Origin of the sequence: Bacillus cihuensis (genome assembly GCF_000504145.1) — a bacterium.
Taxonomy (GTDB): domain Bacteria; phylum Bacillota; class Bacilli; order Bacillales; family DSM-1321; genus Peribacillus; species Peribacillus huizhouensis.
On the sequence record NZ_KI632495.1, the window covers coordinates 575,297 to 594,859 of the forward strand.

Consider the following 19,563-nt stretch of genomic DNA (forward strand, 5'->3'; position numbering starts at 1 on the left):
CTTTTCTATAAAGGATGCTTATATTTTACCATGTTGCTAGTTCACTCGAAAATCACTCTTTAGTGTAATTGTTGCGCATGTACACATCTTTATAATTAAAAACAGATCGATAAATTCACCAAAAAACGACACGTAATTGAAATGAAAGGAGTTTTTTGATACAAAATTAATTGGCGAAAGGGGCACTTTTCTACAAATTCAGTTATTGATTTGAATCGTTGCCGACTACGAATATTCCTTTCTAGTCGATCAAACAGCATGACTGTTTCAGTAAGTAAAAAACAATACGATATTTACTATGGGGGTTTAGAAATGAAAAAAAGCAATTATAATCGTTTTTGGAGATGGCATTTCTATGCAGCATTATTTATTACACCTCTGCTCATCACATTAACATTAAGTGGGATTGGCTATTTATTTTATACGAATGTAGAGAATAATGCTTATGAGCATTTATTCTTTGGAAAAAGTGACAAAACAGAACAATTAACGATAGATGAAGGCATTGAGGAAGCAGTAGAGCAATATAATGGCTATTCAGTCTCAAAGGTGATTGGATTAGACGATCCGTATAATACGCGTTTAACGATGACGAATAAAGATGGCGATCAAAAATATGTATTTTTAGATGATCATTATCAAATAATTGGCGATCAAAATGCCAAGTATACCTTTTCAAATGTCATGAGAGCCATGCATAGTTCACTTTTTGTCGGCGGAACGGTTGTCAATTACTTAGTTGAATTAGCTGCATGCTGGGCAATCTTCTTACTATTTTCTGGTATTTACATGACGTTTAAGGGAAATGCATTAAAGAAGAAACAGAAGCAAACAAAACGACAAAAGAATAGAAAATGGCATGCATTAGTTGGAACCATTATTACAATTCCAATGATTGTTATTATTTTTACCGGCTTACCTTGGTCAGCATTCATGGGGAATTTTATTTATTCGGCAGCTCAAGAGCATCCTTCGATCGGTATTCCTTTATTAAAGCAAGAGCCGCCTACTTCAGATATGAGTGAAATTCCGTGGGCAACACGAAAAAATGAGGCACCTACATCAAGTCATTCACATGCCCATCATGAAGAAATGTCAGCAACATCAAACAGTAGCAATATGGTAAGTGTTCAACAATTAATGAACGAAATTGAGATAGAGCATATTTCTAAACCATATTCAATTATCTACCCAATGAATGAAGATGGAGTATTCAAAGTATCAAAGGGGAGCAATACTGGTGTAACAGGTTTAGATGTTAGTCCTTATGATGAAATAACAACCTATTTCGATCAGTATAGCGGAAAATTAATCTCTAAAGTTGGCTACAACGAATATGGTATTTTAGCAAAATGGTTTACATGGGGGATTCCATTACATGAAGGACATTTATTCGGCTGGGCCAATAAATTGTTAAATCTAACTGTTTGCCTATCATTCCTATTCGTCATTTTTTGGGGCTTTAAAACATGGCTATCACGTAAGAAAAATAATTCGCTATCAGCTCCACCAAAAATATCAAGTGGTATTTCGATTAGCTTCATTGTCTGCATGGTGATATCAGGGTTAATTATGCCATTATTTGGAATATCACTTATTCTAGTAATTTTGATTGAAAGTATTATTTATTTTATTAATAAAAGTAATAATAAGCTAAATATTGCTAGTTAATGAATACACTTATAGGATGATCTTGTTTTAGTAGGTAGATGAGCGTTTTGTTCTTTCCAAAAAAGTATCATCACCATAAAATTTGATTATAGAAGAAGACAGGTGAACCCCTGTCTTTTTCTTTGTTAATAGCATTATGACTTAAATCTTGAACATAATTCAGTTGATTTGGGTGATTTCACCCCACATTCTTTCAGCTATAAATCCATCATCTGTTGCTTTTAAATAAAGATTGATTAAATTAATATCAATACCCTTGATAAACGAACAAAAAGTAAAGGCTTGTTTTGAAAAAAGATTGATCAAAACAAACCTTTAATATATTCAATTAGATTATTTTTTATTAACATGTTTGATCATTTTCTACTGTGTTGCTCAACAATCGCGCCCTTTAACGGAATAACTAAGATATGTCTCAATCGTAAAATTACTGAATTGTTCTTCCACTAACGCACTTGTAACTTTAAGTATACTTCTTCACAACCCCATAGTACGAAGAATAAAATCACTTTAGTTCATTGTTAAAGTATTATATCTAACAATTAAATAACTCTCCATTTATATTTATTATTGTTCCTCGTTCGTAAAATACAGAAATAGGGTTAAATGCCGATTCCTAATGCCTTCATCGTAGAAACTCTTCGGTTTTTCAGATTAATTCTAGTGTTGCACCAATTTATTTAATCCATGAACACCAGGACCATCAATCACATCACCTTCATAAGAATAACGGGAACCATGGCATGGACAATCCCATGACTTTTCAGCTTCATTCCATTGACATTCACAACCACAGTGGGTACAAGTTGTATCTACAATATATAGGTTGCCAATCTCATCCTTGTATGCACCTGCTTTTTTCCCTTTATACTTAACGACTGAACCTTCACCATTTCGCAGGTCACCTGGACCCTTTGAAACAAACTTCACCTTGCTTGTTATATGATGAAGTGCAACATCTGCATTTGTTGTTAATGCGGCTAACAAATCAGGATTAGCATCAAAGCGTGATGGGGAATAAACTTCTTTATATGGGTTATCACGATTTAGAACATAATCTGCCAACAAATGAGCAGAAGAGATCCCATTTGCCATTCCCCAATCATTAAAACCTGTTGCGACTAAAATATGCTGCTTGTCTTGTGTTATAGGCCCAATGTAGGGAACCCTATCAAGTGTAATATAGTCCTGTGCAGACCAGCGATAAGTATAATCCCTAACGCCAAACAACTTCTCGGCATAATCCTGAAGTTCATTATAATATTTAAGGGTATCAATGTCTTGCCCAGTTTTATGGCTACCTCCGGCAATGATAAGTAAATTCCCTTCGTTTAAAGGGGTGTAACGAAGGGAACGTGTTGGGGTATCAGCACTAATATACATTCCACCTGGATATTCCTGATCGGTTTTGATACCAATTATATAAGAGCGCTGCGCATACATTCTGGCAAAATAGAACCCCGGTTTATCATAAAATGGATAGTTGGTAGCAATAATCACATGATTGCAATTTATTTTGAACCCGTCTTTTGTAATAACTTTGGGACCGATTCCTTCCTCTTCCAAATCCACTGCAGTTGTATTTTGAAAAACCTTGCAACCCTGCTTTATCGCTTCATTTAAAAGCCCTCTTAAAAACTTAAGCGGGTGATATTGAGCCTGATCTGCCATCTTAATAGTATTTTTTATTTGGAGATTAAACGGGATCGTATCCTTTAAATCACCCTTGATACCTAACTTTTGATAGGCAGTCCACTCTTTCTCAATATTTTTAGCATACTTATCTGTTACAGCATAAACGTGCGCATCCTGCCTTCTGAAATCACAGTCGATTCCCTTTTCCCTTGAAGTATTCTCAACAAACGGGATAGCATTTGAACTAAACTCATAATAAAGCTTTGCCTTTTCCTCGCCAAAATATTTTATTAAGTGATCGTAAATTAAGATATGCTGTGCTGTCAGCTTAGCTGTTGTATGTGCTGTTGTGCCGTTAAGGACACTCCGAGCTTCGATGATTGCAACCTTCAACCCTTCTTTAGAGAGTAAGTAAGCCGAGGTAATTCCTGCAATTCCTGCCCCGATTATGGCCACATCCACCGTTAAATCTTCATTTAGGGTATTAAAAGTGGGTAGCTCTATATCACTCCAATAAGTTGTTGGAAATTTATAGTCAATTCCCGATGAATCCATATGCAACCCTCCCAAATTAAAATAGTACATGTGTGTTAATTTTTCCTAAGGGAAAAAATTAATTCCTTTTTACAAATAACGGAAAATGGTATTACACCTTGATGGAGTAAATCCCCCTTCACTTCCTCTATTTAATTCTTTGGGAAGGATATATTCTCCTGATGATAATCATAACCTATATCAGAATTTCATTTATTATAGGAAAATTCCAAAAGGAGTGAATATGATGGGGTTCCCACCTCAACAACAAAGTAAGCCTGGCATTGAATCAATAATGACACCCAGACCTATATTTGAAAATCCCAATTACAAACCAGCCGGTAAACTTATGAATAAAGTAGCTCTCATTACTGGTGGAGATAGTGGAATTGGGAGAGCTGTGGCTGTCACCTTTGCGAAAGAGGGTGCAGACATTGCAATCTCATACCTAAATGAACACAGCGATGCAAAAGAAACGGAGTTCTATGTTAAAAAATACGGTCGTCGTTGCATTACCATTCCAGGCGATATAGGGTATGAGCAACCTTGCCAACAAGCTGTAATGCAAACGATTCACCAATTTGGTCGTATTGACATTTTGGTGAATAATGCCGGTGTACTTTACATAAAGAACAGTCTACTAGATATAGATTCGGATCAACGAGCAAGTACTTTTCACACAAATATTTTTTCGCAGTTTATTTTGACGAAAGCTGCTCTTCCATACATGAATTCAGGGAGCTCTATAATAAATACAACATCCATTAGTGCCTATCTAGGAGATCAAGATTCAATTGACTACTCGGCATCAAAAGGAGCCATTGTTTCCTTTACACGTTCGCTATCATTGTCACTGGCATCACAAGGGATTCGAGTCAATGGTGTTTCCCCAGGGCCAATTTGGACTCCATTAATTCCATCTTCCTTACCTCCAGAGCAGATTGCCACATTTGGAGACAATGTTCCTATGAAGCGAGCCGGTCAACCGTTTGAAGTGGCACCTGCTTATGTATTCTTGGCCTCCGAAGATGCATCTTACATATCAGGGCAAATTCTGCACGTGAATGGTGGGGAAATTGTAAACGGTTAAATATTTAACAAAGATAATCTTAGTTATTATTATTCAAACATGGTATTTACCCAACACCTTTGGATGAGTCACTTCTATCTTAATGTCATAAAGTCAACATACTCTCTTCAACTAAATACTTCCGTTAGTTCAACAAAAAAACAGGATCGCCAATAGCGACCCCTCCGGATGCGATTATCTCTCTACCTATTTTCATATTCCTTTGACTCCTTGTACTTAAAATTAAATTCAAATTTTGCATAAATTTTAATTGATCTACTCATCATAATCAGGAACCATCTTAATATCAAAGGAGGTAATAGACAAATGAATAAAGACACTCAGAGTAATATGATAAATTCTCAAGTAGTAAAAAAACAGCTTCATCAACTCGAGGAACAAAACGGTACTAATGAGAAAAATAAAAAGGGTAGTACGAATGAAATTCAACCAATTGCTACTGATGAAGGACTAACACAATAGTTTCTAGTGTATAAGTAAATTTCCACCTTTTGTGGAAATTTTTAAATTGAAATGGATATTGCCTAGTTGATTCTTCGGGATCGACTAGGCTATTTATGTTTTCTTATTATAAATATTTCTTTCCTACAATAATTTATTTAATAAAACTTGAGCTCTATGATTAATCCCTTTATTACTATGTTTTGTCTTCACTATCGTAACACCTCGTTCTTCAATACTTCTCATTGATTTGCTTGTCCAGGTACCACTATCATTTACTGTAGCTTTGGAATAAAAATTGATTAAGAAATATCCTAAATCCCTATCTAACAGCAATTTCAAAAACTCCATTTTGAAAAAAGTTTGATCAAAATAGAGTTACTCTTTTTAGATAAGTATGAGATTTTTATAAAAAAGTTTGATCATTTTAATAATCTTTATTCTTTAAACGCGCACAATTGTTGAAAATCGTTATTAGACTAAAGCCCCCTTTACTTTAAGTGTAATTGTTCACAAAGTTTTAAGAATAGTAATTCACTCTCTTAAATAGTGATGAAGAAATCCCTATTCCTTCATATGTATACGCATTGTTTCCAGAACACCTCCCGAATGTATTATGGAAACAAAAAAAGCCGCATGGATACGGCGTTTCTTGTTTTCATTCAATTTTTGTTGAAGCCCAGTTTCTAATTTCCTTTACCGTGATAAAGGAAATAATGTTTATCTGCTCATTTGTCAGTATAAGAAAAATAACGGCATCACAAATGACGCTCTTCGCCCTTCAGATGGTACTCTACTTCATTCCACCGGCTATACTTTATTGCCTCTCCTTTGCTTTCCAAATCAATTCTGGAATTAAGGGAAGATTATTAAGCGAAACACCAGCGGCCACAGACAATGCATTACCGAGGGCCCCAGGCATTCCCATTAATCCTAGTTCTCCTATTCCACGGGCTCCGTATGGTGCATCAATCTGTGGATTTTCAACAAAATCAACCAAGTAATTAGGATTCTCTCCGTAGCGGAGCGGGCTATACGTCCGAAGCTGCGGATTCAAAACCCTCCCTAAATCATCAAAATAAAATGTTTCTCTACCAGCGAATGCTAGCCCCATACTCATTGCCCCCATAACCTGACCTAATGCTGCTTTTTCATTCATCACTCTGCCAGCATCCACCACCGTCGCAGCATTAACAAGTCGATAAGTATAATCTCTACGATCGAATTCTACCTCTACTCCATATGCCGCAACAGACCACTCTGGACCAGGCTTCCCGGCTCCAGTTTCAGGATCCAAATACGTTATATGACGTAATATATAATTTCCTCTGCCAATGATTTGACCACCAATAGCGTTACCATTTGGATACTTATAACCATAACCAATATCTTTAAAATGGAGCCCAATGGATGGATCATCCCTCAAAAATACCCGACTATTTGCCACTTCAAGATCTTCCTTTGGTGCTCTTAACACACTTGAAGCCACTTCTTTTAATTGGTTAATCACATCGTCTGCGGCATTTAAGGTAGCCCTACCTGCCATAAATGTTCCCCTGCTGGCAACGGTTTTCCAATGCTCTGGCATTGTCTGGGTATCGACTTCCATTCGAACATGAATTTTATCGATATCCATTTTAAGTCTCTCGGCGAGAATTTGAGCTAGAACAGTCTTAGTCCCAGTTCCAATTTCGATAATCCCTGACATTAAATTGATACTCCCATCCCGATTAAATGTTAAAATAACTCCTGAGGGAGAGTTGGCATCAATCGTTGACGTTTTCCAGCTGCAGCTTACACCTTTTACTCTAACAAAGCGTTCATCTATCTCTTTAATCGCCCCTTCGTCCCACTTGATTAAATGTTTTACTTTCTCAATACACTGTGGTAAGTCTCCTAAATTGCTTTTATTTAAAAGAACCCTTGTCGGTGTTGTATTTCCTGGCCTAATGGCATTTATATAACGGAGTTCAAGCGGATCCATTTGCAGTTTTTGTGATAGTAAGTCCAATGTTCTTTCAATCACAAAAGAAAGCTCGGAATGAGAAAACCCTCTATATGGGGATGCATACGGATGATTGGTATACATACAGTATGAATCACACCAGACATTCTCAACAATGTAGGGACCTGTGCAGTCGACTGCCCCTGATCTCGTTACATCAATGGCTTTATCGGAATAGGCACCCCCATCCCACAAATAAAGGATTTCCATAGCCTTAATTTTCCCGTTACGGTCGGCCCCAATTTTAACTGTTGCATCCAAACCAATGTGACATGGAGATGTAATAATATCCTCTTCACGGGTATTGAGAACCTTTACGGGTCGGCCGTCAACAGCCTTCGATGCTAAGTAGGCAAGTATTTCAAGCTGAACGGGTGCCTTTCCACCGTAGCCTCCTCCAACAAACGGCGTGTGAACAACAATTTTCCCTAAATCCTCACCAAAGTAATCAGCTATAAGTGTTTTGACCATAAAAGGTGCCTGAGACGAGGTTGTTATTTTGATTGTTCCATCTGGTAAAATCTCACACGTTGAACATCTTGTTTCCATTGCTGCATGGTCCGAAGGTGCAAAGGAATAACTCGCTTCTACTGTTACCTCACTGTCAGACCATCCTTTTTCCATATTGCCCTTGCGAATTTTAATAAGGTTTGCAATGTTTGTTCCCGGAACCGGGTGTGAATCTTCCTCCTTTTTGTATTCGCCTAACTTTTCATGGACAAGGGGAGCATTCTTTTGGAACGCCTGTGTAGGTGAATTTACTACTGGCAATAATTCATAGTAGACCTTAACCAGATAAGCTGCTTTCTTAGCCTGTGCTGGAGTATCAGCGACAACTAATGCAACTGGTTCTCCGTGATAACGGACCTTATCAACAGCAATCGGCGGGCGGTCACGAATGGCCTCACCTGTGAATGGAAAATGTTCTCCTGCGATAATCGCCCTAACACCTGGTATTTTTAGCGCTTCTGTCGTGTCAATCGCAGTGATCCTAGCGTGCCCATATGGACTGATGACCTTTGTACAAGAAAGCATCCCGACTGATTGGTAATCAGCCGTGTATTTCGCACGGCCTGTCACTTTATTCCTCGAGTCTTTACGAATAACACTTTTTCCAATTACATCCAAGGTATTCCCTCCTAACCCAAGACTTTCATGAAACCTTTCCATTCCCAATACATTAATATTCGTGTACATAGAGATAAATACAGCTCAACCTAACCTTTTTACATTGTTTTTCAAAAAAATATAACTTGAATTTTAGGCAATGCAATAGATTGTTTCAATTTCTTTTGCATCAAATCAAACGTATCTCTTCCGAAAAAAGCAACATTGTAAGGCCTCCAATTAGATGTTTTGTCCATTTTAGCTGGCCAGCTCAGGACACATTCATCTTATCAAGAGGTCTTTTTTCGTTCAAATCTCATTTTCAGTTATTACAGGAATGCTGCTCCGTTAGTTTGAGTGCAGTTCTTCACAATCTCCATTTTCTTGTTCAACAATCTGGCCCTTTCGTATTATAAGGTCAATCAGAAAAGAAAATATTTCTGATTGACCTTTTTTTATATCGATATATGATTGCGGTAACCGGGGTAGAACGTTCTGGCCCTTGGGACTCGATCCCGTCCATTAAACAGTTCGCCCCCTACTTGTAGAAACATGATTGAGGCTGGTTGGGACAATGATCTCGTATAACAAGCGAAGCTATGATACTACATGGAGGAATAGGGGTTACCGGTTAATAGATTTTCAGGAGGGGATAAATGATGAATCCGGTCATTGGTCTGGATGTGGCAAAAGGTGAAAGTCAGGTTCAAGCATTCTTGGATAAAAAGCAGCCGTACAAAAAGAAACACCACAAATCATATACATAAATGAATATGAGGTAAAATCTGCTACCGGCCCCATGATAACACCGCCTAACGAAACACCTAAATCAGCCATAGCAATAAATAAACCAAACTTCTCCATTTCTACAGTTGATTTATTATAGGAACGACCCGTTTAACTTATAGAAAAATCAGCAGCCTATTTGCAGCTAGATATCTCTAAAGAAAATTCCCCAGTTGATGAAGGATTCCTTCATATACATTATTAATTCATCTATATTTATTCATATTTAGCTCCAGCACATTTCCAAATCGCTTTGCCTTTTATTGTAGTAATTCCGTATTCTTTTGATTTGGCGGAATTTATTATGGCTTGAGCCAATATTTCAGTAGGTAGAGGTTTTTGAGAACGAAAAATTCGTATTTTATTAAAAAACTGGATGGTTTTCAATCCGGCAACTTCCATTGTTCTATCACTATTTTTTCGTATCAATAAAGGCGGGTTAAAGATTGCTAACTTTGGAAATCCTAAAGCCTTTACAGCCTCTTCTAACTGACCTTTCATCCTTGTATAAAAGAAGAGAGAATTAGGCGAAGAAAAACCAGAGGATACCAATACATAATTATTGACATTATTCACCTTGGCAAATTTCGCAAACTGGTATTGATAATCGTAATCCACTTTCCATTGAGCTTCTTTACTTCCCGCAGCTTTAAGGGTAGTACCCAAACATGAAAATAAAACATCGCCCTTCACTAAATACTTCCATTGTTCTGGTTTATCAAAGTCAATAACATGAATCTTTAATTTTTCATTTTGGATATCCAGATCACTCCTAACAAAAATATCTACCCGATGAAAAGAATCGTCTTTTAACAATAAATCCAACAAGTCTTTACCTGTGGCTCCCGTTGCGCCTATTAATAATGCGTGCATTTTCTCCTCCTTATGTTTTATATAGTCTCTCTGAAATTAATTTCGACGTCAAAACTATATAGGTAGTAATGAGTAACGTTTTAATCAAAGTCCCTTATTAATAAGAAACAAGTTAAAGTTGAGTTTAAGTCAAGCTAAAGACTAAATATAAAAATCCCCTCCATTATTTTTAAGAATCTTAGCATCATAAATAGCCATCTTTTGCTAAATCACTCATTTTTCCTAATCGACGTGCTGCACCATATACTTTTTGACCTTGTTGCGCTAATAGTTGTGCAGTCTGATAACCAATTCCACTACTTGCTCCTGTAATCAAAATAACTTTCATGAGTTAATTCCTCCTTCTTCAATATGGATTTCATTTTAGAAGGAAAACATGGAATATACCACGCCAACCATGCCAATTATAATTCAATTTGTGCCAAATTAATTGCAAAGAGTGGACCCTATATTGGGAAGTGATTGTCTTCAAGACATAAAAGGTTCTGTTTCTTAATTTCTTATTTCACTAAACCTGTGCCCGATAGTTAAGTGTAATCCATCACAATCTCAATTGCATTATATATAAATATTTGATTACTTTCCTCACCAATATGGACCGTTTGTTGAATAAGATAAAAATCCTGCATCAACAGGATTTTCGGGTCAAAATTTATTCAAAATCTACAAAAAGTTTCATTCTCTGATAATCAGAGTTGTTCAAGAGTGTCTAGACTATTAAGAGATAAACCTTGTTATGTTCATGTCTTTATTGTGTCACTCATCAGATGACAAGTGACACAATAAAGACATCAACCAGCCTAAAAGAAATAAAAATTCAGTATTAAATCTTATTCAAAAGTTACATAATATTATACTTAAAGAATAATTTAGCTAGATATTCAATCAAAAGTCTATATTTCAAGACATTCTTAAATTTAAAATCCTTCTATCATATATGGGATGATTAATAATATGTAGGCACTTTTATGTCAATTACACATTATCATCCTTTTGGCAGCTAAATCTATAAGGAAAGCTGCCCTTTAGTTTGAGTGCAATACTTTACCATTAGATCGTGTAGAAGAAATTTCTTCAATTATTCGCCTTTTCCTTGATCAGTACCATTACAATGAACCAAGTTTTGTCGTCGCAATTGCACCTATTTTATTGGCAAATTGAACATATTCCTTTAATTGGCTATCGTCCACTGGCACTCCCTCTTTATGAAAACGAGATAAAATAGCTGCGAAAAAAGCGTCTCCCGCACCAGTTGTATCTACAGACTTAACTTTGATTCCTGGAACATCCATTATGTTTCCATCATGTAATACACATGCTCCCGCTTCCCCCATTGTAATGAACAGAAACGGAATGTTCAGGCTAGACATTTTAACTAGACCTTCCTCCATTGTGCTTGCTTCTGTCAGGAACAGCAATTCATCCTCCGTCACCTTCACAAGATCAGCTCGTATCATAAAAGAAGAGACCCGCTCCCTGCATTCTTCTTCACTTTCCCAACGCTTTAAGCGAATGTTCGCATCAAACGCCACCAGAGTGTGATATTCTTCTGCATATGCTAACGCCTGTTCTGTCGTTTTTCTTGCTTTATCATTGAAAAGTGTACCAGAGCTAAAATAAAAGATTCTCCCAGTATGAAAAAGTTCTTGCTCTAATTCATCAACGGTTAACCATTCATCCGGAGTCTCGTTCACATATTTATGAAAATATCTGTCACCATCCTCATTAAGATGAATGTACACACTACATACCTTTTTCTCAAAGGAAGCTACACAATAGTCAATATTGATGTTTTCCTTTTTCAGTGCCTTTGCGATAAACAAGCTGTTTGCATCTGTCCCTAATTTACATAAATAATAAGAAGGAATGCCAAATCTACTTGACCTCACTGCAACATTCACTGTTGCCCCTCCTAAAAACTGTTGATAGCTTGTATTTGTTTGATCAGCGGAAATAAGATCAACAAATGCCTCACCTAAAGAAATGATTCCATCTTTGCTCAAACTACTAGTCCCACCTTTTAAACATCTATAAAATCGATGATTATAATTCTACCAGCATTTTTTAAATTCTTCATTATAATTCTGTATCAATATCGACGCGCCTATTGCAAGTGAATTTTACTGACCTATAAACCGAGTGTCTATCAAAGGGTCATAGGCATTCTTCAGAGTTTTAAATGTAACCCAACTATAGTAGCGATCAAATAGCCTAAAATAAAAAAAGCTATTCACACGTTTCAGGTGAATAGCTAAATTCTTTTTCTAAAACATTCATTGATCATAGATGTTCTAGATAATTTTTCAATCGCAGGAATATCTGCCGGTGCCCAATCCAATGATTTCAACTCATCTGGTGACAACCATTTAATTGATGTATGCTCAGTTAAAACTGGTTTTCCTTCAGTAAGCCTGCAATAAAATGTTGTTAAATGAACTATACCAAAATCATATTCATACACGGTATGCTCAATTTGGTCACCAATCTCTATTTGGCACTGCATTTCTTCAACAATTTCCCGTCGCAACGCCTCTTGTGGCGACTCACCTTCTTCTATCTTCCCGCCTGGAAACTCCCATTTTAGCGGTAAAGATTTGGATGGCCCCCTTTGTGCGCATAGGATTTTACGATTTTCAATGATGACCGCTCCGACGACATAAATGTTTTTTTTCATATGATTCTCCTGGTGCTTGAAATATTGTAATACTCACATTTTTATTTTTGGTAAAAAACGATTTCTTCTAATTCTAAACATGATGATTAATTTTTTGTCATCCTCTCAAAATGATAATGCAATCTATATTCGCCAATTTCCTTTGTACAATTAATCAAAAAATATTTCAATTGCCAGAGCTACTTTGACTTAATTTTATTTAAAGACAACTTATTTAACAACATTTTCACTTCTTCGATAATAAACTTGGCGTAACCTTTATATTTCCTCCTTCTTGTTGAATTCTTGTACAAGTTTTTCAATACCCTTGAGGCTATCTGTATTTAATTGTTCAATACCTTCCACAAAATCAAGATCAATTAAAAGTACGAGCATATGCTACAACTAGTATGTATACTTATATCGATTTTGAACAAAAGAAAAAAGCGATTGATCCGTTTAACATATTTTAAACCTTATTAAAAGTTTAAATGAATCCACACAGCCATTAAAAAACGACTCTAGGATTCATTCCTTTTCTAAATATTAAAATATGGAATCAATAAAGAAAAGCGAATCAAAGTAACTTGCTCTAGTTCTGCTCAGTTGTATTTGACATTGTGCTCTAAACAATAAAAAGACCCCCAACCAAAATGGTTGAGAGCAAAATAGAGCGTACTCTTGTCTCTCCTAGCTAAGCAAAATTCCTTTTAACCAGGAACGGGGGCGGTATGGACCCACCGGGATTTGAATCAAGCTGCTTTTTTCTTTCGATTCGATTCCATAAAGTTCATCACATTGGTTCGCATCGAATCCTAGTAATGGATGGCCCCCCATCCCTAAGGCACATGACATCAAGAGTAGACGTTGTACGAGAATACCCGCTTCCATCTGTTGAATACGATATCCTCTATATCCCAATTTCTCTTTGAGGTGATTCTTGTCTCCAACGACATGCATACAGAGCGGAACTTGATACAGATTGACATTGGGCATTGTTAATCCTAATTGTAAAAACTCCCGGTAATCTCCTTGGTTTATTTCTCGAAGTGCATGAGTGTTATTGTCATAAGAGTATGCACCATTTGGAACTCCCTCCACATTATATAAACTGCCATACAAAGAAACACGAGCACAAACATTCCCTTGTGTGTCGTCTAGATCATTCTGATATGTGAAGGAACATGTCTCTTTTAACAAAGTAGCTAGTTGTGTTTGACTCACTTTTCCCATCATAAAATCGCTATCAGGAGAATATCGCTTTCTGCAAATCGTTGCGAAATCGTACGAAAAGTATTCCGTAACTGGTAGCAAAATCGTCTCCGTTACTAAGGAAGGTTTCACACTATTATTTTTCTTTATCTTTACAAATGACTTCGTTGTTTCAAACATGGATGCTATGTTAATTTTTCTCAGCATCGGATAATCAACGATCCGATTTGAACGGTTATAAGAAACATGCTTCAACAATGGCACTTCCCGGCACAATTCTGTAGCAGAAACAATTTCTTCTCTATTAAGATTGTTGTCAACACCATCGATAGATGGATTAATAGATAATGGGATAACCGCATATACACTTTCATCCTGTTCGGATAGCCCAAGCAAATGATTAATAGACCGGTCAAGAAATTGGTAGCAGACCTTTGAAGAGAAACCCATCTGATTGGCTACTTCTAACGATTGCCCAATTAACACACCTGCATCTAACCCTTGCAGCCTGTAGGAAAAATTATTGTATTTATAGAAATTTTTCCAAAAAATTGTTGAGACAAAAACTGTGCAGAAACAGTCAGAAATAGGATAGCAATTTCCAAGACTTTTGGATAAGTAGACATCGTAATTTCCTTCTCGCACCAAAACGAGGCGATGATGTGCCACATCATAATGGTAAATTCCTGTTGGAGTGTCCGCAAGCTTTATATACACATATAATTCATTGGGATATAACGCCCCTCCAGAAGGAACAAATCTCCGTACTGACTGGGCAAAGCTCACAGCTTTTTCCTTGCTTCCCTCGTTTAAAGCGAATTGAGAGTATTGAGTAAGACCGTATACATACCATAAGAAATAACCAAGCTCTACCAAACTGGGTTTTAGATCAGCTTCTCTTCTTTGAAGTGCTAACGGTACATCTGCGTTAAGAGGAATCTCTGGTAAGCCACGGTACAGTTTATAGGGAAGTGGTGCGTCTTCCCAGTCCACCTGCCAATCCGGCGGATAGATTTTATCCGTGTCAAAATGTAAATGGTGTAGAAATGTATCTAGCTCCAATTCTTTTGTCCTCCTACTCTCCCATTATGGGAACGGATGGGGATATGGATTAAGTTGTTCAAAAGATAATGGCATCTTCTGAAATCCTAGTTGCATCGGTACATTGAGTACTCTCTTCAGCCCTTTCACACGGGTAAGGTGGTGTCCAAATGTCATTGGTAACATGCCGGGAATCAAGACCTTTACACAGAATAAGCCATTGCGTTTGATTATAGGTGTTGTTTGGTCAACCACAATAACTTCGAGGTTTAAACGGTGGAACCTATTAAGCATATCTAAAAGATCATCCTTTAAATCAGGATTTACTGGCGGCTGCTTGAATTCCTCAGCAAACGTACGTAATGGACGATGATCATCCAATAAAAAATTCAGTCGTTCTTCTGCCTCTTTAAGACCAAATAACATGCCATGGTCCTCCATGGTCTGTACTGCGAACGGATTTTTTAGCATTCTTTCATATTTCTGCCGGTTTTTCTCCAATTTTTCATCATCCCTAAACATCATTCCTGCCAGCTCATAAATTGCACTTTTTACAGCCCGCACTGGATCTGGGTTAGCACCAGCTGCACAAATGAGGTTTACACCTTTAGATTTTTTATTTTTTGCCACTGCCCAAACGCTTGGAATTTCATGTTCCATCGTAGAATTATAAAAATGAAGGTCATATCCCGCCACTTCCCGGATACGGTCGACCATTAGCTGTAATTCTTTATCGTTAGCAGAACTAAGATCAAGACGTGGAAGTGGGAGTCTGGCATACCAAGTTAATAAGAATGAATCTCGCTCAACAACCTCCATAATAGCATGGAAAATGGCTTCCTCTAAACTCCCACCTAATGCGCATCCATTGGAAGTTTCATAAACAAAGCCCTCTCCATAGCCTAAACTGTAATAGGCGAGTAACTCTGGAACCAGAATAGGACGTTCTTGTAAGAACGAATAGCCCCAGACCCAATTCATTGGGTCATCAGGATTAAATTGTTTAAACGGAAAATGAGGCTTTTCATATTGATCCTTTTCATGTAATCCGACTGTTGCAGGATTTAGTGCTTGATTTTCTAAATTATGATAACTATCCCGAACTACCTTTCTTTTGCCTCGAGGCACAATTCCGCAATATCGTTCCAAACCTTCCAAAATAGCCGTTAACTCACTCATTTCATAAGAGTTAGACCTTCCTGCTACTCCCTCATCCGCTTCAAACAATGGCATATTCATTAAAACATCAGCAAAGGGCAGCGTGAAATCTTGCATTTTTCCATTCAGGATTCCAGTACGATAATCAAGATAATCTTTGACAAGCACTGTTTTTAATTCATCCATTGAACGGCAGCGATAATCATCACCATTCAATTTAGGGCTAGATGCTAAGCTAATTTGAGCTAGTTCCGGTGAATCATCAGGTATTGAACTGCACACCGGGCACAATGGATCAGGCAAAAAAAGGTGACTTGAGTTCTTAAACGTTTTCAGGTTAGTAATGAACACTCTTTCTTCTAAGGTGCTGGGTTCTCCTTGAAGAAACTGCTGTACTTCTTTACATATCAAAGTTGCCATTTGCGATATTCCCATATGTGATGCCCATGCATCTCGCTCTATACCTTCTCCTGATCCTAAACTCATCTGAAACTGCAACATTTCTTGGCGATCAGGACTAGCTAAAATGCGCCGTATGTCAGCACAGCGAGAGCATCCCATCTTATCGGGATGTACGAATGGGCCAATGATTCCTTCGCCAAATGAAACAAAACCTCGAAGCCATGGGATACCTGTGCTCCTTAATTTTTCTTCCGCTTGTTGATGAACCGAAGGATGCCAGGCATCGTGCAGCACCAAAGCTACTTCTGTTTCTTTTGGAACCTCTTCTAAAATGCTTTGACGTGTTACGAGATAGTTGCCGGACAATTGATCTGAGACATAATCCGCCAATAAACCATGTCCGTCAATTAGAATATGGGCGGTCATCAGAATTCCTCCTCTCGTACCTGCACACCAAACACTCCTGCCAGTTCCTCTTTTAAAAATGGTTCAAATGCAAGTTCATAGACAAAAAGGCTTTTGCTGTTTCTGTTCAGAATTTGAACAGAGGATTGTAATAGTTCCAATTGTGATATTTCTTCACAAGAAGGGATTTCGAGTTTAGCTTCCTTTTCTGTCAGAAAAACAGCCAACTCCACTTCCCGATTTGTTGAATTCACCTCGTTTTGAGTATCCATAAGTGCTTGTTGCAATGCACTCCGTAAGGCCAACGTTGTATTTAAACCAGCGCTAGTGTACCATCGGCTCTTAGACCTTACCCATATCACTGGAAAACCTAGCCTTTCATTTTCCAAACCGATTGTTGGTGCACCATTTAAGGTAGTCAGGGCATTTAAATAAAACCTACAGCTAGGATCTTCTATCTTTTCCAGTTGTACATGAAAAATCGTATTCTGCTTATCAATCGTTCTGTTTTTCAATTTCTCCTCTAAATAGGCTTGTAGGCCACGACAAACTGCCTCCGCAATTGTTTCTCCTGCACCGATACCGATAAATCCTTTTACTATGTTCCCATCATCTTTATCTTCCTGATCACTGAATCCCTTGATCATTTGTGAAACATACATTTCAATACCGGTCAGTCCGGCTTCCCTTTTTGCCTCTTCGTGTGTAAACCCCGAACAGACTACTTCTGTCAAAAGGTCTGCCGGTCCGTCTGACACTGGATTAACTGCTTGAACATAGCATTGCGAAAGAGGAAGTTGTTTCAAGTTTCGTTCCTCCCAAGTATGGAAAATCCCTGTTTCTTCTGAAGTTAATTGACTGAAGTATTCCAAGAGATTTCCAGACGTTTCCTTTTTATCCCGTTCTTTCTTGAGCAATAGATCAAGATCTTCAACCAATCTAGGCGAAACACGTTTATTCTTATACATTGGATGTGTGATGAATGAAATCCAATCTCCTTTTTGCGTTTCAAGATCAAGCAGGTAAATTTGATTACTCTGCTCTGTTATTCCTGTAACATTCTTGAAAAATTCGAATACAATAATATTTGCCAAAATTGCTACCGATGTTGAAGAATAGGCTTGATTCTTTCGATCTTCTTGCAATGCAGATTGATGGATGCGGCGCCATGCAGACTCCCAGCATCCATCCGATTCCGGATGCACCAAAGGACCTGCAAGCCCCACTTGGTCTAAACAGATAGCGGGCAGAAATCTCTTACTCTGTTCTTTGCAAACCATATTTAGATTCATAAGTTCTTTTACATTTCCATCCTGAGAGACAGATAGAATCCAATCATATGGCTGCACAGCTTCCTGCAAAAAGCCTCTGCCTTCTCTTTGTTCAAATGGTACCTGTTCTACCTCTACCTCAAAGTCAGCCTTGTTGGCATTATCTACCAACTCATTAATCCTCACCAAATTTGTTGATTCTGAATCCGTCACCATGAAATGGAATTTGGGAAGTCCCGATTCAATTAATGCAGAGACCAATGAAACCAGAAAGGGACCAGATCCGACAGCAAGTATTTTAGCTTGTCGGTATTCTTGAAAACGATATCCACCTGAATCTACAAAATTCTCAATAAATTCAATTTGTGAAGCATATTTTTCGAGAACACTTGCTTTTAATCGATGTGGACGATCTTGACTTGCATCTCTGACAAAGCCATTCTTGTACAACGTTTCTCCAATCTCATACACTCTTTTTCTATATGGGACCGTTAATCCCTCTGTCATATCTCCCAATGTATGCTCCCCGTTGAACATTGGCATCAGCTTTTCAATCCACTGATAGATTGTACCGCCTTCCATTCGGAATGAGCTTACGTTATTTCTAAAATACACACCACCTTGTGGATCAGGTAGATAAAATGTATCCCTTTTTACTTTGAGACGTGAGTATGAGTTCAGTTTCTTCATTCAGCCCCTCCTTATTGCTAATCTCTCCTGTTTATGCACTACTATTTTATGTTCTGTAATTTGTCCATTATGATTAACTAAAAAAAGAAGTGTCCCTGCGGCTTGCAGGGGCACTTTCCCTTTCATAAAATAACCTGAATTTTTTTGAAGAACTACCACCAATCTCCAAACTGCTAAATAAAGAAGCCAAAACAGCTGAAACCAAAACAACCGCCACAACGAAAACCAAAACCGCCACAACCGCCACAACGAAAACCGCCACAACCACCGCAGCGACCACAACCGCCACAACCACAACGACGGATATCGTTAAACTGGAACGGATCTTGGCGGAAATCTACAGGCATTAACTCACCAACTTGATAATTACCCATATCCAACAGTTGTAGATCATTATGAAAATTATACATTTTATTCTCTCCTTAATATTTAATAATCAGGCTAAGTACCTGAAAAGAAAGCTGAACAAAGATAAATTGTGTTTTTTATATTTGAGAACATCAGATACTACATGTGCTCTCTTCAACAAATTATGATTTTTTTAGGTGATTGTTACTGAAATAAGAGCCTATTTAATTTTTACTAAAAT

Annotated in this window: 13 protein-coding genes; 3 read left to right on the plus strand and 10 right to left on the minus strand. The window is 37.5% G+C overall.

Annotated elements, in window-relative coordinates:
* The first annotated feature begins 312 nt into the window (after positions 1–312).
* On the plus strand, positions 313–1,671 hold the full coding sequence (locus tag V179_RS0108615) for a PepSY-associated TM helix domain-containing protein (protein ID WP_028391092.1): 1,359 nt from the start codon (positions 313–315) through the stop codon (positions 1,669–1,671).
* A gap of 660 nt (positions 1,672–2,331) precedes the next feature.
* Here the strand turns inward: V179_RS0108615 and V179_RS0108620 are convergent.
* Positions 2,332–3,861 carry an FAD-dependent oxidoreductase gene (locus tag V179_RS0108620; RefSeq protein ID WP_034300931.1) on the minus strand — a complete coding sequence of 510 codons (1,530 nt, stop codon included), beginning with the start codon at positions 3,859–3,861 and terminating at the stop codon, positions 2,332–2,334.
* 226 nt (positions 3,862–4,087) lie between these two features.
* Between V179_RS0108620 and V179_RS0108625 the strand changes: the two genes are divergently transcribed.
* Together V179_RS0108625 and V179_RS31010 are read left to right on the plus strand one after the other, a co-directional pair.
* Positions 4,088–4,930 carry an SDR family oxidoreductase gene (locus V179_RS0108625; RefSeq protein WP_028391094.1) on the plus strand — a complete coding sequence of 281 codons (843 nt, stop codon included), beginning with the start codon at positions 4,088–4,090 and terminating at the stop codon, positions 4,928–4,930.
* Positions 4,931–5,236: 306 nt separating this feature from the next.
* Entirely contained in the window at positions 5,237–5,392 is a 156-nt protein-coding gene (locus V179_RS31010) for a hypothetical protein (protein WP_154663999.1), read from the plus strand.
* Positions 5,393–6,188: 796 nt separating this feature from the next.
* Here the strand turns inward: V179_RS31010 and V179_RS0108640 are convergent.
* From V179_RS0108640 to V179_RS0108690, 9 genes are all read right to left on the minus strand, one after another.
* Entirely contained in the window at positions 6,189–8,504 is a 2,316-nt protein-coding gene (locus V179_RS0108640; protein ID WP_028391096.1) for a xanthine dehydrogenase family protein molybdopterin-binding subunit, read from the minus strand.
* A 981-nt stretch (positions 8,505–9,485) separates the two neighbouring features.
* On the minus strand, positions 9,486–10,142 hold the full coding sequence (locus V179_RS27540) for an NAD(P)H-binding protein (protein ID WP_034300935.1): 657 nt from the start codon (positions 10,140–10,142) through the stop codon (positions 9,486–9,488).
* A gap of 184 nt (positions 10,143–10,326) precedes the next feature.
* Positions 10,327–10,470: an SDR family NAD(P)-dependent oxidoreductase gene (locus V179_RS29905; protein WP_326929540.1), complete on the minus strand. Its 144-nt coding sequence runs from the start codon at positions 10,468–10,470 to the stop codon at positions 10,327–10,329.
* Between the two features lie 778 nt (positions 10,471–11,248).
* Positions 11,249–12,145, minus strand: coding sequence for a carbohydrate kinase family protein (locus tag V179_RS0108660; RefSeq protein WP_028391097.1), 897 nt, complete (start codon positions 12,143–12,145; stop codon positions 11,249–11,251).
* 248 nt (positions 12,146–12,393) lie between these two features.
* Positions 12,394–12,816: a (deoxy)nucleoside triphosphate pyrophosphohydrolase gene (locus V179_RS0108665; RefSeq protein ID WP_028391098.1), complete on the minus strand. Its 423-nt coding sequence runs from the start codon at positions 12,814–12,816 to the stop codon at positions 12,394–12,396.
* 669 nt (positions 12,817–13,485) lie between these two features.
* Entirely contained in the window at positions 13,486–15,069 is a 1,584-nt protein-coding gene (locus V179_RS0108670) for a SagB family peptide dehydrogenase (RefSeq protein ID WP_028391099.1), read from the minus strand.
* 24 nt (positions 15,070–15,093) lie between these two features.
* A complete protein-coding gene (locus tag V179_RS0108675; protein WP_028391100.1) occupies positions 15,094–17,034 on the minus strand; it encodes a TOMM precursor leader peptide-binding protein in 1,941 nt (646 codons plus the stop codon).
* Positions 17,034–18,974, minus strand: coding sequence for a putative thiazole-containing bacteriocin maturation protein (locus V179_RS0108680; RefSeq protein ID WP_028391101.1), 1,941 nt, complete (start codon positions 18,972–18,974; stop codon positions 17,034–17,036). The genes V179_RS0108675 and V179_RS0108680 overlap by 1 nt, the downstream gene beginning before the upstream one ends.
* A gap of 173 nt (positions 18,975–19,147) precedes the next feature.
* Entirely contained in the window at positions 19,148–19,384 is a 237-nt protein-coding gene (locus tag V179_RS0108690; RefSeq protein WP_028391102.1) for a heterocycloanthracin/sonorensin family bacteriocin, read from the minus strand.
* Positions 19,385–19,563 lie beyond the last annotated feature (179 nt).

Coding starts and splice junctions, on each gene's coding strand:
- V179_RS0108615 (WP_028391092.1), top strand. CDS start 313: ATGAAAAAAAGCAATTATAATCGTTTTTGGAGATGGCATTTCTATGCA.
- V179_RS0108620 (WP_034300931.1), bottom strand. CDS start 3,861: ATGGATTCATCGGGAATTGACTATAAATTTCCAACAACTTATTGGAGT.
- V179_RS0108625 (WP_028391094.1), top strand. CDS start 4,088: ATGGGGTTCCCACCTCAACAACAAAGTAAGCCTGGCATTGAATCAATA.
- V179_RS31010 (WP_154663999.1), top strand. CDS start 5,237: ATGAATAAAGACACTCAGAGTAATATGATAAATTCTCAAGTAGTAAAA.
- V179_RS27540 (WP_034300935.1), bottom strand. CDS start 10,142: ATGCACGCATTATTAATAGGCGCAACGGGAGCCACAGGTAAAGACTTG.
- V179_RS29905 (WP_326929540.1), bottom strand. CDS start 10,470: ATGAAAGTTATTTTGATTACAGGAGCAAGTAGTGGAATTGGTTATCAG.
- V179_RS0108665 (WP_028391098.1), bottom strand. CDS start 12,816: ATGAAAAAAAACATTTATGTCGTCGGAGCGGTCATCATTGAAAATCGT.
- V179_RS0108675 (WP_028391100.1), bottom strand. CDS start 17,034: ATGACCGCCCATATTCTAATTGACGGACATGGTTTATTGGCGGATTAT.
- V179_RS0108680 (WP_028391101.1), bottom strand. CDS start 18,974: ATGAAGAAACTGAACTCATACTCACGTCTCAAAGTAAAAAGGGATACA.
- V179_RS0108690 (WP_028391102.1), bottom strand. CDS start 19,384: ATGTATAATTTTCATAATGATCTACAACTGTTGGATATGGGTAATTAT.